We start from the raw sequence: 15,037 nt of genomic DNA, 5'->3' as shown, positions 1-15,037 counted from the left end.
GGCGCGCGCGCGTCGACATATGGTCGAGCACAGCCTGCGTGCACGAGCACGCCCCTGCATGACGAGAGCACTGCCCATCCGGGTGGTGCTCTTCGTGGTTCCAGGGGTGTGAACAGGTCGTCCTCACCCGTTCGCGTCGTCGGTCCGACGCACCCGCAGCGCCTGGAAGCCGTCCAGGCACGTCGGAAGGGAACCCATGCGCACTCTCGTCCTCAACGCCGGTTACGAGCCCCTCGCGGTGATCTCGTTCCGACGAGCCCTCGTGCTGGTCATGAACCAGAAGGCCGCCATCGTCGCCGCCGACGTCGAACACCCGGTCACCGGGTCGACGTCGAGCTACGACCGTCCGTCCGTCATCATCCTCACCCGCTACGTGCGCATCCCGCACTCCAGGCTCGTGCCGGTGTCCCGTCGCGGCGTGCTGCGTCGGGACGGCAACCACTGTGCCTACTGCGGCCGGCACGCCACCACCATCGACCACGTGCAGCCGCGGTCGCGCGGTGGGCAGGACTCCTGGGAGAACCTCGTCGCCTGCTGCCTGGCCTGCAACAACACCAAGGGCGACCGCACCCCGCAGGAGATGGGGTGGCGCCTCCGGTTCCCGCCGAAGGTGCCGCACGGATCCTCGTGGGTCGTGCGCGGCATCGAGCGTCCGCAGGCGGAGTGGGACGAGTACCTCGTGGCCGCGTAGCGGCCGCCGCCGCGTTTCGTGTTCGGCAATGGTCGGGCCGATCAGGCCGACCCGACCGTTGCTCCACAGCATGTGACGGACTGGAGGCCCGTGGTGACGCCGTCACGGGCCTCCAGTCCGCCTGTCGGTGGCGCTGACTAGCGTCGCCGACATGGGCGAGACACCGCACATCGACGACGCGACCATCGACGACCTGCGCGCTCGGCTGCGTGCCACGCGCTGGCCGGACGCCCCCGCCGGGGTCGGCTGGACGCTCGGCGTGGACCTCGACGTCCTGCGCCCGCTCGTCGAGTACTGGGCCGACGGGTTCGACTTCGACGCGCACCGTGCCGAGCTCGCCGCGCTGCCCTCGCGCCGTGTCGTCGTCGACGGCATCGGGATCCACGTCCTGCACGCCCGCGCTCCGCGGCCCGACGCCCTGCCGGTCCTGCTCGCGCACGGCTGGCCGGACTCCGGGTGGCGGTACCGCAAGGTGCTGCCGATGCTCGTCGACGCCGGGTACGACGTCGTCGTGCCGGACATGCCGGGCTACGGTTTCTCGGATGCACCGCCGCAGGTGCTCGACGCCCGGCAGGTGGCCGGCATGTGGGCGACGCTGATGACGGACCTCGGGTACGAGCGGTTCGCGGTGTCCGGTGGCGACATCGGCACGCACGTCGCCCGGTACCTGGCGCTCGACCACCCCGACCGGGTCGTCGCCGTGCACCGCATCGACGGCGGGCTCGCCTGGCCAGGGCTGGATGCGTCGACGTTGTCCGCGGCCGAGCGGGAGTTCGTCGCCGCGACCGATCGGTGGCGCACCGCCGAGGGTGCCTACGCGATGCTGCACCGGACGAAGCCGCAGACCGCCGCCGTCGGGCTGAACGACTCGCCCGCGGGGCTCGCCGCCTGGATCGTCGAGAAGCTCCGGGCGTGGAGCGACTGCGACGGGGACCTGTGGTCGGTCTACACGCGCGACGAGGTCCTGGCGCTGCTGACCGAGTACTGGGCGACCGCCACGATCGGGTCGGCGATGCGGATGTACCACGCGAACGCGGCGATCCCGGCAGAGCAGCTGGAGCGACGGGTCGAGGTGCCGTCCGGGTTCTCGATCTTCCCCGGCGACATCGTGCGGGCGCCGCGGGAGTGGCTCGAGCGCACCACGAACCTCGTGTTCCACCACGAACTCGACCGCGGTGGGCACTTCGCGCCGTTCGAGCAGCCCGACCTGTTCGTCGACGAACTGCACGCGTTCCTGCAGGGCTTCCGCCGCTAGAGTGGACGGGCCAGCCTCTGTAGCTCAATGGAAGAGCAGTTCCGTCCTAAGGAAACGGTTGGGGGTTCGAGTCCCTCCAGGGGCACCAGCAGGATTCCAGTGTCTCGGGTCGTTCGTGGTCGGGCAGGTCCCGAGCAGCGGCCAGCATGGTGGCGAAGACCGAGAGTCGCTGCGATTCGTCCGGACGTCGAAGGCTTCGGTGGTCACCTCGTTCCCTTCCTCGGTCGCAGGAGTCTCCGCGCCGTGGTGCATCATCCAACCGGCTGGGCCGGCGGGTCCTCCGGCATGGGGTGTTCCGCCTGCCAGAGCGCGTCGACCTGGCCGAACTCCCGCGGGTAGCACTGGGTGTCGAACACCTCGAGGCCCTCGGCCGGCGTCGAGTACAGGTACCAGGGGCCCGTGCCCACCGGTCGGCTCGTCCAGGACCCGTTCGCGAACCACGAGAGCGGGACGTCGTCCATCGGGTGTCCCGCCTGCGTGAGACAAGCCTCGAGCCGGTTGAAGGCCGCGCGGTACTCGTCGAGGGTGATCAGGTCGTCCCGGAGCTCGGCTCGCTGCTGGGCAGAGGGTTCTGCGATCGGCGCAGACTCGACCCACGAGGCCCAGACGGCGTAGCGGGCGGAGCCGCCGCCCGTCACGCTGATGGTCGCCGCCGAGTGTCCGGAACCGGTCGCAGGGGACAGTTTCCAATGCTCACCGGCCGTGCTCACCCCACCGGTCGTGCCGGGGGTGCACCGGGTGGGCCCGTCGATGGTCGTCCCGTCGACGGCCACGGTGAAGGTCCCTGGGTCGAGGCACTTCCACGTGAGCGTCACACGGTCGGCGTCCGCGGGGCGGGCACCGAGCGAGAACGAGCCGTCGCCCTGCGTGACCGCGAAGGCCGGAGTCCCGAGGATCGTGGCGTGGTTGGCATCCTCGACCATGTAGCGCGTCGAGGTCGCAAGGGCGCTCTCCAGTGGGGTGTCCAGGTCGTTCGACGGGAGGGCAGCCGCGGTGATCCCGCCCGCGACGGCCGATCCCGCCAGGAACGCCGCCGTGATCGTGAGGACCGTGCCCCGGGTCGGTCGGCGACGTCGACGGAGCGGCGCTCCGGTGGCGCTGGTCGCGTCGACCTCTGCGACGAGTGCGTCGCGCATCGCTGCGAGACGAGGGGAGATCTGGTCGTGGTTCACAGTGTGCCTCCGAGGGGTTCCGCTGTCGCCGAGTACTGCTTGTGGAGCCGCGCCTTCGCACGGTGGAGCCGGGACTTGACGGTGCCGGGCGGGACGCCGAGGACGGTCGCGGCCTCACGCTCGCTCAACCCCTCGAGCACGCAGAGGGACAGGACCCGCTGGTCCGCGATCGGAAGACCACGGAGCGCGGTCACCGCCTCTGCGTCGGTGAAGGAGTCCGCTGGGTCGGGTGCCGGACCGTCGACCGGGAACCTGCCGAGGAACGAACGGTGGCGCCGAGACGACCGCGTCAGGTTGTGCGCCGTGTTGGTCGCCGTGACGAGGAGCCACGGCAGCATCGAGTCGTCGACGAAACGGACGCGGTCCCGCTTCCGCCAGGCTTCGAGGAACACCACGGCGACCACGTCGTCGGCGTCGTCCGGAGTCGGGACGAGCGCTCGGACGTGACGACGCAGTCGCGCCGCGTGCCGGTCGAAGAGGCGACCGACCGCACGGCCGTCCCCGGCGACGCCCAGGGCCCAGTCGGACCGGTCCCCCGTGATCTGGTTCATGCCCTGTATTGTCCGGTCGCCCAGGATCGGTTCCGGTTCTGTGCGGCAAGTTCTCCACAACCGTCGCCCCGGACGGTAGTGGAGCCTGCTGGCCCCGTACGATTGACCCCGTGTCCAAGGTCCTGAGCAGTCTCCCCGTCGGCGAACGAGTCGGCATCGCGTTCTCAGGGGGTCTCGACACCTCCTGCGCCGTTGCCTGGATGCGCGAGAAGGGAGCGATCCCCTGCACGTACACGGCGGACATCGGCCAGTACGACGAGCCGGACATCGACGCCGTCCCGAGCCGCGCCCACGAGTACGGCGCGGAGATCGCCCGACTGGTCGACGCGAAGAGCGCCCTGGTCGAAGAGGGCCTGGTCGCACTGCAGACCGGTGCGTTCCACATCCGCTCCGGCGGCAAGACGTACTTCAACACGACGCCGCTCGGCCGCGCGGTGACGGGCACGATGCTCGTCCGCGCCATGAAGGAAGACGGCGTCGACATCTGGGGCGACGGCTCCACCTACAAGGGCAACGACATCGAGCGGTTCTACCGCTACGGCCTCATGGCCAACCCGCGCCTGCGCGTCTACAAGCCGTGGCTCGATTCCGAGTTCGTCGAGGAGCTCGGTGGCCGCAAGGAGATGAGCGAGTGGCTCGTCGCCCGCGGGTTCCCGTACCGCGACTCCACCGAGAAGGCGTACTCGACCGACGCGAACATCTGGGGCGCGACGCACGAGGCGAAGAGCCTCGAAGAGCTGTCGAGCGGCCTGGACATCGTCGAGCCCATCATGGGCGTCGCCGCCTGGCGTGACGACGTCGAGGTCGCGACCGAGATCGTCAGCGTCCGGTTCGAGGCCGGTCGCCCCGTCGCGATCAACGGCGTCGAGTACACCGACGCGGTCGCCCTGGTCTACGAGGCGAACGCCATCGGTGGCCGGCACGGCCTGGGTGCCTCCGACCAGATCGAGAACCGCATCATCGAGGCGAAGAGCCGCGGCATCTACGAGGCTCCGGGCATGGCGCTGTTGCACATCGCCTACGAGCGCCTGCTCAACGCGATCCACAACGAGGACACGGTCGCCTCGTACCACAACGAGGGCCGCCGTCTCGGTCGCCTGATGTACGAGGGCCGCTGGCTCGACCCGCAGTCGCTCATGCTCCGCGAGTCGCTGCAGCGCTGGGTCGCGTCCGCCGTCACCGGCGAGGTCACGCTGCGCCTGCGTCGCGGTGACGACTACACGATCCTCGACACCACAGGCCCCGCGCTGTCGTACCACCCGGACAAGCTGTCGATGGAGCGCGTCGGCGACGCCGCGTTCGGCCCGGACGACCGCATCGGCCAGCTCACGATGCGCAACCTCGACATCGCGGACTCCCGTTCGCGGCTCGAGCAGTACGCCGCCGCCGGCCTCATCGGTGGCGCGACGGCCGAGCTCGTCGGCGAGCTCGAGGCGGGCGAGGCCGAGGAGATCCTCGGCGGCGCGATCGTCGCCTCCGACGCCGAGGACGCGATGGGTCGTCGCACGGACCTCGCCTCCGAGGGCGCGGCCTTCGACTCCGGCACCGACTGATCGAGCGGACCCGCGCCCTGGGCGCGCCCCCCTGATGACGGGAGGCCCGGTGCCAGCTGGCACCGGGCCTCCCGTCCGTCGTCCGCGGTCGGCCGGTCGGCCGGTCGGCCGAGAAGCGCACTGCGTTCGACGCGACGCCTCCCAACACCTAGCGTGGAGGTACCGGGTCAGTCATCAGGGACTCGTCGTCACGATGCTCCTCACGATCTGTGAGGTCTGGCACAGCGGGTCGACCCGGGCGGATCCGAGATGCGCATCATCTCGAACGAAGGGCTGGTCGTCATGACCGCCACCATCCAGAACGCCTGGCACCGCCACGGCCTCCGTTCCCCCGAAGACCTCGCCGCCCTCGTTGCCGAACGGCTCGAAGGAACCGGCCACCAGCTCGTCAGCTTCAGCGAAGCGCGCTACGAGCCCACCTACGCGGACTTCCTCGGCGAGCAGCTCTGACCCCCAGCGGGCTGCCGCTCGACCGTCGGTAGAGTCTGCGCATGCGCACAGCCCGAACCGCCGCGGCGGCACTGGCGATCGTCGCGGCGGGACTGCTGACGCTCGTCGGCGTCCAGCCCGCGTCGGCCCACTCGGCCCTGACCAGCAGTACCCCGGCTGACGGGGCGGTCGTCACGGGACCGCTCGAGTCCGTCGACCTGACCTTCTCCGAGGCGCCGCTCGCCGGCCTCGACGCCGGACTCCGGATCCAGGTGACGGACGCCTCCGGCGCCGACGTCGCCACGGGAGACGTGACGGTCTCCGGGACGACCATGCGCCGCGCGGTCGACCTCGACCGGGGCAGCTACACGGTGCTCTGGCGGTACGTGTCGCCGGACGGCCACCCGATCGAGGGCAGGCTCGCGTTCGAGTACCGGGCCGCTGCGCCGGTGTCCACCCCGAGCGCGAGTGCCACCCCGACCCCGACGGCGGCGAGCGGTGCGCCGACGCCGAGTGCCACCGCGACGGCCACCGGAGCTTCGGACGGTGCTCCGTCGACGCCGCCGGGCATCGCGCCGGGCGTGTGGATCGGCCTCGGCGCCGGAGCCGTCCTGGTGGCCGGTGCGGTCGTCGTGCTGCTGCTGCGGCGCGGTCGCAGCGCGTAGCGCGCGCGGGCCGCGCACTTCGTGAGCAGAAGAGGTCGGGTCGCACGCGCGCGCCCGACCGTTCCTGCTCACGAAGCGCACGCGGCGCACGTCACGCGACCACGCAACGGACGGGAGGCCCGGTGCCGGACCGCACCGGGCCTCCCGTCCGCACGCGGTGCGTGACGCCGGGGGCAACGCGCCTCACGCCACGGGGGCGGCCTCCAGCGCGGCGTCGGCGCGTGCCGCGCTGCCCTCGGCCAGGCCTCGGGCGATGCGGCCCCGCGTCGCCAGCCAGAGGACGACGGCGGCGACGAACACGATGCCCTCGGTGACGGTGAGTGCCCAGATGATCCCGGCGAGCCCGAACCACACGTTGCCGGCGATTACGATCGGGATGAACAGCACGCCCTGCGCCATCGACAGCACCATCGCGGGCATGACCATCCCGGTCGCCTGGAACAGCGAGGTGAGCAGTCCCGTGAACCCGTTGACGACGGCGGCGACGAGCTGTGCCGTCAGGATCGTCATGCCGATCGCGAGCACCGAGTGGTCACCGGAGAAGATGGTGAAGACCTGCTCGCGGAACACGAACACGGTGCCGGAGAAGACGAGCACGATGCCGCCGACGGTGAGGGCCGCGGCGCGCAGGCCGGAGCGGAGTCGATCGGCGTCACCCGCGCCGAACGCGTAGGCCAGCAACGGCAGCACGCCGATGGTCACGCCCATCACCAGGAACTCCGGCACCTGGGCGATGCGGACCGCGACGCCCATCGCTGCCAGCGGGTCGTCACCGTAGGCGGCGGCGAGGTTGTTGAGGACGAGTGTCGTGACGATGAGGAACGCGGACTGCAGCAACTCGCCGACGCCGATCCCGAACACGGGCTTCAGGACGTCCGCACGCAGGGTGAACCACTTCGGGGCGAAGCTGACGTTCTCGCTGTTCCGCTGCAGCCAGGTCACCCAGTAGGCGATCGAGACCACGTTGGCCAGGCCCACCGCGAGTGCTGCGCCGCCGACACCCCAGTGCAGCCCCAGGATGAACAGGACGTCGAACACCAGGTTGCCGACCGTGGACAGGACCAGGCCGATCATCGCCTGCCTCGCGGCGCCCTCGGAGCGGACGATCTGCTCGAGCGCGAAGGACGCGGCGAGGACGGGGACGAACGCGAGCATCACGGCGACGTACTCGCTCGTGGCGGGGACCGCTGCCGCGTCGGCACCGAGGACGGTGACGAGCGGGCGGAGCAGCAGGAGTCCGACGACGCCGAGCACGGCGCCGGTCACGACCGCGCCCCACAGTGCGAACGAGGCGACGTGCTTGATGTCCCGCGCCTTGTCGGGGTCGTGTTCCGATGCTCCGAGCAACCGGGACATCAACGCGCTGCCGCCGACGCCGAACACCCCGCCCACGGCCATCACGAGGCCGAGCAGTGGCGTGCCGAAGGTGATCGCGGCGAGCAGGGACGTGTCGTGCTGGGCGCCGATGAAGCCCGCGTTGATGACGTTGTACAGGGCGCTGACGACCATCGCGGCGGCCATCGGCACGCACAGGTGCACCAGGGCTCGGGCGATCGGGGCAGCGGAGAGGTACCAGCGGTTCGTCGCCGCAGCGGAGGTGGTGGAGGACATGACGGTTCCCTTCCGGGCATGACGGTGGGCGCGCCGACGGACGCCGGCACGGCAGGGGGAGCACGCGACCGATGGCGTCGCGGGGTCGCGGGGTCGCGGGATCGCGAAGGCGCGGGGTCGCGAGGGCGCGCCGGCGGATCCGGCCGGGAGGCGCGTGGTGCGTGGAGCGGGTCGGTGCGGTGGCGCGGGTGGTGCGGCTAGCGGGTGGGCGGCGCGAGTTCCGCGGTCACCTTCTGCAGCAGTCGCCGCAGGGTGGCACGCTCGTCCGCGTCGAGCGGTGCGAGCAGGGAGTCGTCGAGGGCGACCATCGCGTCGGTGAACCCGGCGATGAGGTCGATGCCCGCCTGGGTGGCGTGCACCGTCTTCGTCCGCCCGTTCGTGGCGTCCGGTCGTCGTTCGATCAGGCCACGCCGCTCGAGCCCCTGCAGGAGACTCGAGACGCTGGCCGCGCTGGTGCGGGTGACCTCGGCGATGTCCCGTTGGATGGCGCCGGGGTGTTCCTGCAGGTACCCGAGCACGAACGACTGCTCGTGGGTGAGGTCGCGCTCGCGGACCCACTCCTCGGCGCCCTTGCGCTGTGCCCATCCGATCCACCGCATGAGTTGGAGCGGTGTCGTGAAGTCCGGTGCCTGCATGATCAGGACTCTAACTGTTAGCCATCGAACTGTCAACGGATCCGGTCCGAGCAGTGACCCCACAACGGGGGCATCGAGTGCCGCGCGGGTCCTGGTAACTTGCACAGGAAGCGGCCTTACCAGCCGCCTTCGGCCCGTTCGGCGGGCCCACACATCCCTCGGCTCACCACCGGGGGCGGATCAGCGGCGGACCCCGTCGGAGGAGGAGGCACCGTGCCACACCACGGACGACCCACCGCGATCCCGGCGCGACGAGTTCGTCGTGCCTGACCAGGACGGGCGTCGGCGGGTACCGGCGTCCGCCTCACCGGGTCCGCGACACGTTCGGGTCGTCGCGGATCCCCGGGGCGGTGGTGATCGGGTCACCGCCGCCCCGGGACCTCGCGGTCGATCCGATCGGCGTCTTCGGGAACCTGCCGGTCCACGGAGCCGGATCGGCGTGATACTGGGGTGGTGCGTGAACTCCAAGCCGCCATCGCAGCGGACCTCAACGTCCAGCCGACCATCGACCCGGAGCAGGAGGTCGCCCGTCGTGTCGGGTTCCTGCGCGACTACCTGCTGACGACCGGGGCGAAGGGGTACCTCCTCGCCATCAGCGGCGGGCAGGACTCCACCCTGGCCGGCCGCCTGACCCAGCTCGCGGTCGAGTCGCTCCGCGCCGAGGGTCACCCGGCGGAGTTCACGACCGTCCGCATGCCCTACCGGGTGCAGGCCGACGAGGACGACGCCCAGCTCGCCCTGCAGTTCATCGCGGCCGACCCGGGCATCACCGTGAACATCGAGCACGGGGTCGACGGGGTCATGGAGGACACCGCGGCCTCGGGTGTCGAGCTGAGCGACTTCGTGAAGGGCAACGTCAAGGCGCGCATGCGCATGGTCGCCCAGTACGCGGTCGCCGGGCAGCGCGGCCTGCTGGTGGTCGGCACGGACCACGCGGCCGAGGCCGTCACGGGCTTCTTCACCAAGTACGGCGACGGCGGCGTCGATCTCACCCCGCTCACCGGGCTGTCGAAGAGCCAGGGGCGGCAGCTGCTCGAGCACCTCGGCGCACCGGCCCGCCTGTACGAGAAGGCACCCACCGCCGACCTGCTCGACGAGCTGCCCGGGCAGACCGACGAGGCGAACCTCGGGCTCACCTACGCCGAGATCGACGCCTACCTGCAGGGACACGACGTGCCGGTCGAGGTCGCCGAGGCCATCGAGTCGCGCTACCGCGCGACGGAGCACAAGCGTCAGGTGCCGGCGACGCCCTTCGACGAGTGGTGGCGTGCGGGCGCGTAGTCGCTGACGCAACCCCGGTCCGGAGGTGCGGTGCAGGTGATCCTGCACCGAGCCTCCGGTCTGTTGTCCCCATCTCTCCACAGCGCGCTCCGGCTGTCCGCGTGCGCTCCTAGGATGGGAGCCAACGGAACAACAGATGCGGAATCCAGGCTGCCGCCTGGTCCGGAGGGGGAGTCATGGAAGTCCTGTTCGCGCTCGGAGCCGTCCCGCTGATCATCGTGGGGATCATCGTCCTCGCCGTGATCGCGCTGATCTACGCGAAGGTCGTGTACCGCAACGCCGGTGCCGACGAAGCGCTCATCATCACCGGCAAGCGCTCCCGCAAGGTCAAGAACGCCGACGGCACCGAGACCGTCGAGTCCGGCATCAAGGTCGTGCTCGGCGCCGGCGTGCTCGTCCGCCCCTTCTTCGAGAAGGTCGCGAAGCTGTCGCTCAGCTCGCGTGCGATCGACATCAACGTCAACGCGCAGGACTCCCGCGGTGTCACCATCGACGTCGAGGCCGTCGCGCTCGTCAAGGTCGGCGAGACCGACGCCTCGATCCGGGCGGCCGCGCAGCGGTTCCTCGGGCAGGAGAAGAAGATCGACGACTTCGCGCGCGAGGTCCTGTCCGGTTCGCTCCGCGCCTCGATCGGTGCGACCGACGTGTCGACCATCATCCGCAAGCGCGACCAGCTCACCGTCGCCGTGCTCGACGTCGCGAAGGACGCCCTGCACAGTCAGGGGCTCGACGTCGACTCGTTCGAGATCAAGGGCATCTCGGACCGCAACGAGTACATCAGCGACCTGGGCCGTGCCGAGCGTGCACGCGTGCGACTCGAGGCCGAGAACGCCGAAGCCCAGGCCGACCGTGAAGCGCGAGAAGCCCGCGCGACCGCCGACCAGGCGATCGCCGAGGCCGAGAACACCCTGGCTATCCGTCGTGCGGCGCTGCAGCTCGACGCCGACCGCGCTTCCGCCGAAGCCGCTGCCGCCGGGCCGCTCGCCCAGGCCCGTGCGGCGCAGGGCGTCGTCGAGCAGGAGCAGATCACCGCGCAGAAGCGTGCCGAGCTGCGCCGTGCCGAGCTCGATTCCGAGGTCTCCGCCGTCGCCGAGGCCCAGGCGCGCAAGACGCGCGTCGAAGCCGAAGCCGCTGCTGGAGCCCAGGTCGAGACCGCACGCGCCCAGGCCGAGGCCCGCCGGATCTCCGCAGAGGCCGTCGCGGCCGAGGCGAAGGCCGAGGCGGACGCCCGCAAGCTCGCCGCCGACGCCTCACGCGCCGAGGGTGAAGCTGCCGCCGACGCGATCCGTGCGAAGGGTCAGGCCGAGGCCGACGCGACCAAGGCGCAGGCCGACGCGCTCGCGCAGCACTCCGAGGCCGTCCTCCGGGTCAAGGCGATCGAGACGCTGCCGAGCATCGCCCGCGAGCTCGCCGCACCAATGAGCAACATCGACACGCTCACCGTGGTGTCCTCCGACGGCGCCGGTGCGCTGTCGAAGAGTGTCGTCAGTCAGTTCAGCGAGGTCGATGCGTTGCTCGGTGCCACCGCCGGGTTCACGCTGAGCGACATCGTGAAGAGCACCACGACAGGGCAGGCCGCTGCCCGCGCCGTCGTGCGCGAGCAGCCGGTGCCCCAGGTCGAGCCGGCCGAGTAACCGAGCGGGTGCCTGCAGCGGGCGCGACGGGGGATCAGCCCTCGTCGCGCCCGTTCTCGTTCTGCGGGTCGCGCTGCTGTGCGCCGGCGTCCTCACGCTCGTCCGCGAGCCGCTGCTGCCAGACGACACTGCGGGCCGCGCCCGAGAGCACGTCGTCGACGCTGCGACCGCTCTGGGCGGCGAGGGCGCCGCTGAGCCCGGCGGTCAGCGTGCCGCCGGCCGACGCGAGTCGCTCGACGACCTCCTCCTGCCGCGGGGTCAGTGGTTCGTCGACCAGTTCGTCGATCGTTTCGCGGATGTTCTGCTCGCTCGCGTCCAGTGCCGCCTCGTCGCCGGACTGCAGGGCTGCTGCCTCTCCGACGACGACGAGACCGAGGCGCGCGGCGTCGTCTTCGGGACGCGGGGTGCGGTGCTCATCAGTCATGCGGTGGACCGTACGCTCCGGTGCGCTGCGCTCCCTGGACAGATGCGTCCCCCGGCGCGCGGGCGGGCCGTCAGGCGGCCCAGCGGCGGAGCAGCCACTCGGCGGCGGCGACACCCTCGCGCCGTTGGAAGTCGCGGATGGTGGGCATGTTCGGCGGTGCCGGGGGCAGGGCGTGCTCGAAGAACAGCCCGGCGAGCCCGGCCAGCACAGCGTCGATCGTCGCGGCGGGCACCCCGGCGAAGACGGGGTGCGTGGCGAGGTGGTGTTCGACGTCGTCGTCTTCGCCGCGGACGAGCGTGTCGAGCAGGTAGGTCAGGGGGTCGAGCCAGTGCGCGCCCACGCTCGCCCAGGGCCAGTCCACCACCCAGACGAGCCCGGCGTCGTCGACGAGCAGGTTGTCCGCTCGGCAGTCGGCGTGCACGAGGTGTTCGCCGTCGACGAGTGCAGCTGCCCCCGAAGCCGCGCGGGCGATCGCGGGGCCGGCTCCGAGGATGTGCGGCGGGATGACCTCGGCGACGCGGACGGCGTTCGAGTCGTCAGCCAGCATCCGGTCCCAGGCGCCGAACTCACCGCGCAGGTCCTCGGCGATACGGGGGAGCGCCGCCAGCCCGTCGGTCGCGAGCGGCAGTGTGTGGAGTGCGTCGAGCACGGCCGTCGTGTCCGATCCGTCGAGGTGCCTGCCCGGGTGCTGCCCGGCGACGTCGTCGAGCACGAGCGCGACCCAGTCGTCACGAAGGCTCGTTGCCCCGCCGCGGTGGTCACCCGGTCGGCGCTGCCGGGAGACCACCCGCCCGCCTGGGACTCGGCGGTCAGGACCGGACCGCCCAGTACCCCCTCCACCTGCTCCCGCAGCGTCGTCGGTACATCGGTCCAGGTGGTTCGCCCCATGCGCCGACGGTACCTGAGAACCCGTACACGAACGTGCACGCTCGGCAACTTTGCGCTCGCAGCAAAGGTGCTGACGGTGTAAAGTTGCAGAGCCTGCAAGGTCGACCCTCGATCGGGGTGCCGACCAGGCCGACGACCACCACGCCACATCCCCTGTGAGGAACCCCGCATGTCCACTGCCACCGCACCCGTCGAGGTGTCGCGCGGACGACAGGACTCCCCGGCGAGCACGCCGGGCAAGCCGATCATGTCGCACCGCCAGATCCTGCTCGTCATCTACGGCCTGATGGCGGGCATGTTCCTGTCGTCGCTCGACCAGACCATCGTCGGCACGGCGATCCGCACGATCGGTGACGACCTGCACGGCCTCGACCAGCAGGCCTGGGTCACGACTGCCTACCTGATCGCGTCGACCATCACGACCCCGATCTACGGCAAGCTCTCCGACGTCTTCGGCCGTCGCCCGCTCTACATCTTCGGCATCGCGGTCTTCATCCTCGGGTCGCTGCTCTCGACCCTGTCGACGTCGATGACCATGCTCGCCGCCTTCCGCGCGTTCCAGGGCATCGGCGCCGGTGCGCTGATGTCGCTCCCGCTCGCGATCATGGGTGACATCCTCGCGCCCCGTGAGCGGGCGAAGTACCAGGGCTACTTCCTGGCGGTCTTCGGCATCTCGTCCGTGATCGGTCCGCTCATCGGTGGCCTGTTCGCCGGCGCGAGCTCGATCGTCGGCATCACCGGTTGGCGCTGGGTGTTCCTGATCAACGTGCCGATCGGCGTCGCCGCGCTCCTCATGGTGATCGCGTTCCTGCACCTGCCGAAGTTCGGCGAGGCCAAGGCCAAGCCACGCATCGACTGGTGGGGCGCGACCTCGGTCATCGTCACGCTCGCGCCGCTGCTCCTCGTCGCGGAGCAGGGCCGCACGTGGGGCTGGGGTTCGGCCAGCGCGATCGCCTGCTACGTCATCGGCGCGCTCGGCCTCGTCGCCTTCCTGGTGATCGAGACCCGCATGCAGGACGACGCGATCATCCCGCTCAAGCTCTTCCGTTCGAGCACGTTCTCGATGGCGACCATCCTGGGCTTCCTGGTCGGCTTCGCGATGTTCGGTGCGATGCTCACCATCCCGCTCTACCTGCAGATCGTCACCGGCCTGACGCCGACCGAGTCCGGCTTCGCGACGCTGCCGATGATCGGTGGGCTGATGATCGCCTCGATCGCTTCGGGGCAGATCGTGGCCCGCACCGGCAGATACCGGATCTTCCCGGTCATCGGCACGGCCCTGGTGTCGCTCGGCTACGTCGTCCTGACGTTCATGACGATCGACAAGCCGCTGTGGTTCCTGATGATCGGCATGTTCCTGATCGGCCTCGGGCTCGGCCAGCTCATGCAGAGCATCACCCTGGCCTCCCAGAACTCGGTGCAGCCGCGTGACATGGGTGTGGCGACGTCGTCCGCCACGTTCTTCCGCCAGATCGGTGGCACGCTCGGCACCGCCGTCCTGCTGTCCGTCCTGTTCTCGCTCATGCCGACGAACATCCTGCACGCCACGGCGGACGAGTCGAACCTCGAGCCCGCCCTCAGTGCGGCGCTCGACCCGGAGGTCGCCAGCGCGAAGGCGAACCAGGGCGTCATGGACCAGATCTGGGACCCGATCGTCACCCCGCTCCAGCAGCAGGTGCAGTCCGGCCTCGACACCGCCACCGACCAGGTGACCCAGGCCACCGCCGGGGCTCCCGACGCCGTGCAGCAGCAGGCGCTCACCGCCGCCGCCGAAAAGGCGCACGCCAGCGTGCAGGACGGCCGGCTCGTGGTCGACTGGTCGGACTCGGCGCAGCGCACCTACTGGGTGGACCAGCTCGCCCCGGAACTGTCGAAGCAGATCGACAAGGGCGCGAACGACTCGAGCGACTCGAACGCCGAGACGAGCGACACGTCGTACCTCAACGGTGCGGACGCTGCCCTGACCCGGCCGTTCATGTCCGGGTTCAACGCCTCGGCCGTGACCGTCTACTGGGTCGGCTTCGCGGTGATCCTGCTCGCGTTCGTCCTGAGCTTCTTCTTCAAGGCGCCGCCGCTCCGCAAGAGCTCGGCCCTGCAGGAGCAGGCGGACGACGCCGGCACCGCCGACGACCTCGAGGCGCAGGCCGTGCGGGCTGCGGACACGATGGGCTCGCCCACCGCCCCGGTCACCGGTTCGATCCCCGTCCAGGGTGGTCGGTCGCAGGTCTGAGTCACGCCGGGCCTCTTC

14 protein-coding genes and 1 tRNA gene are annotated in these 15,037 nt (G+C 70.7%); 9 read left to right on the top strand and 6 right to left on the bottom strand.

Annotated elements, in window-relative coordinates:
• Window positions 1–196 precede the first annotated feature (196 nt).
• From DEJ35_RS06115 to DEJ35_RS06105, 3 genes are all read left to right on the top strand, one after another.
• Window positions 197–691 (top strand): HNH endonuclease, encoded by a 495-nt coding sequence (locus DEJ35_RS06115; protein ID WP_027466591.1) that lies wholly within the window; start codon window positions 197–199, stop codon window positions 689–691.
• A 151-nt stretch (window positions 692–842) separates the two neighbouring features.
• Window positions 843–1,946, top strand: a complete 1,104-nt coding sequence (locus DEJ35_RS06110; RefSeq protein ID WP_111124018.1) for an epoxide hydrolase family protein — start codon at window positions 843–845, stop codon at window positions 1,944–1,946.
• Window positions 1,947–1,959: 13 nt separating this feature from the next.
• Window positions 1,960–2,034: transfer RNA gene (locus DEJ35_RS06105), tRNA-Arg, on the top strand.
• Window positions 2,035–2,197: 163 nt separating this feature from the next.
• Here DEJ35_RS06105 and DEJ35_RS06100 read toward each other — a convergent pair.
• Both DEJ35_RS06100 and DEJ35_RS06095 read right to left on the bottom strand, forming a co-directional pair.
• Window positions 2,198–3,118 (bottom strand): hypothetical protein, encoded by a 921-nt coding sequence (locus DEJ35_RS06100; RefSeq protein ID WP_111124019.1) that lies wholly within the window; start codon window positions 3,116–3,118, stop codon window positions 2,198–2,200.
• Window positions 3,115–3,669 carry an RNA polymerase sigma factor gene (locus DEJ35_RS06095; protein ID WP_111124020.1) on the bottom strand — a complete coding sequence of 185 codons (555 nt, stop codon included), beginning with the start codon at window positions 3,667–3,669 and terminating at the stop codon, window positions 3,115–3,117. The genes DEJ35_RS06100 and DEJ35_RS06095 overlap by 4 nt, the downstream gene beginning before the upstream one ends.
• A 110-nt stretch (window positions 3,670–3,779) precedes the next feature.
• Between DEJ35_RS06095 and argG the strand changes: the two genes are divergently transcribed.
• From argG to DEJ35_RS06080, 3 genes are all read left to right on the top strand, one after another.
• Window positions 3,780–5,222, top strand: coding sequence for an argininosuccinate synthase (gene argG, locus DEJ35_RS06090; protein WP_042540079.1), 1,443 nt, complete (start codon window positions 3,780–3,782; stop codon window positions 5,220–5,222).
• Window positions 5,223–5,471: 249 nt separating this feature from the next.
• The gene (locus tag DEJ35_RS06085; RefSeq protein ID WP_110862902.1) at window positions 5,472–5,672 is read left to right on the top strand and encodes a hypothetical protein; all 201 of its coding nucleotides are present in this window, start codon (window positions 5,472–5,474) and stop codon (window positions 5,670–5,672) included.
• Window positions 5,673–5,713: 41 nt separating this feature from the next.
• Window positions 5,714–6,316 carry a copper resistance CopC family protein gene (locus DEJ35_RS06080; protein ID WP_110862903.1) on the top strand — a complete coding sequence of 201 codons (603 nt, stop codon included), beginning with the start codon at window positions 5,714–5,716 and terminating at the stop codon, window positions 6,314–6,316.
• Window positions 6,317–6,499: 183 nt separating this feature from the next.
• On the opposite strand, the gene DEJ35_RS06075 is transcribed toward DEJ35_RS06080, so the two are convergent.
• A complete protein-coding gene (locus DEJ35_RS06075; protein WP_111124021.1) occupies window positions 6,500–7,927 on the bottom strand; it encodes an MATE family efflux transporter in 1,428 nt (475 codons plus the stop codon).
• A 197-nt stretch (window positions 7,928–8,124) separates the two neighbouring features.
• Complete coding sequence (locus DEJ35_RS06070; protein ID WP_111124022.1) at window positions 8,125–8,562, bottom strand: MarR family winged helix-turn-helix transcriptional regulator; 438 nt, start codon at window positions 8,560–8,562, stop codon at window positions 8,125–8,127.
• A 453-nt stretch (window positions 8,563–9,015) separates the two neighbouring features.
• Here DEJ35_RS06070 and nadE point away from each other — a divergent pair, with 453 nt between their 5' ends.
• Both nadE and DEJ35_RS06060 read left to right on the top strand, forming a co-directional pair.
• Window positions 9,016–9,843, top strand: a complete 828-nt coding sequence (gene nadE / locus DEJ35_RS06065) for an ammonia-dependent NAD(+) synthetase (protein ID WP_110862399.1) — start codon at window positions 9,016–9,018, stop codon at window positions 9,841–9,843.
• A gap of 176 nt (window positions 9,844–10,019) precedes the next feature.
• Entirely contained in the window at window positions 10,020–11,477 is a 1,458-nt protein-coding gene (locus tag DEJ35_RS06060; protein ID WP_111124023.1) for an SPFH domain-containing protein, read from the top strand.
• 34 nt (window positions 11,478–11,511) lie between these two features.
• Here the strand turns inward: DEJ35_RS06060 and DEJ35_RS06055 are convergent, their stop codons facing one another.
• Window positions 11,512–11,901 (bottom strand): hypothetical protein, encoded by a 390-nt coding sequence (locus DEJ35_RS06055; protein ID WP_110862391.1) that lies wholly within the window; start codon window positions 11,899–11,901, stop codon window positions 11,512–11,514.
• Window positions 11,902–11,971: 70 nt separating this feature from the next.
• A complete protein-coding gene (locus tag DEJ35_RS06050) occupies window positions 11,972–12,688 on the bottom strand; it encodes a hypothetical protein (protein ID WP_146238605.1) in 717 nt (238 codons plus the stop codon).
• A 270-nt stretch (window positions 12,689–12,958) separates the two neighbouring features.
• On the opposite strand from DEJ35_RS06050, the gene DEJ35_RS06045 reads away from it, so the two are divergent.
• Window positions 12,959–15,019, top strand: a complete 2,061-nt coding sequence (locus tag DEJ35_RS06045) for an MDR family MFS transporter (protein WP_111124025.1) — start codon at window positions 12,959–12,961, stop codon at window positions 15,017–15,019.
• The last annotated feature ends 18 nt before the right edge of the window (window positions 15,020–15,037 follow it).

This window comes from Curtobacterium sp. MCPF17_051 (genome assembly GCF_003234595.1).
GTDB classification, from domain to species: domain Bacteria; phylum Actinomycetota; class Actinomycetes; order Actinomycetales; family Microbacteriaceae; genus Curtobacterium; species Curtobacterium flaccumfaciens.
Note: the sequence above shows the minus strand (reverse complement) of the source record. Positions and strands in the feature narration are given on the sequence as shown.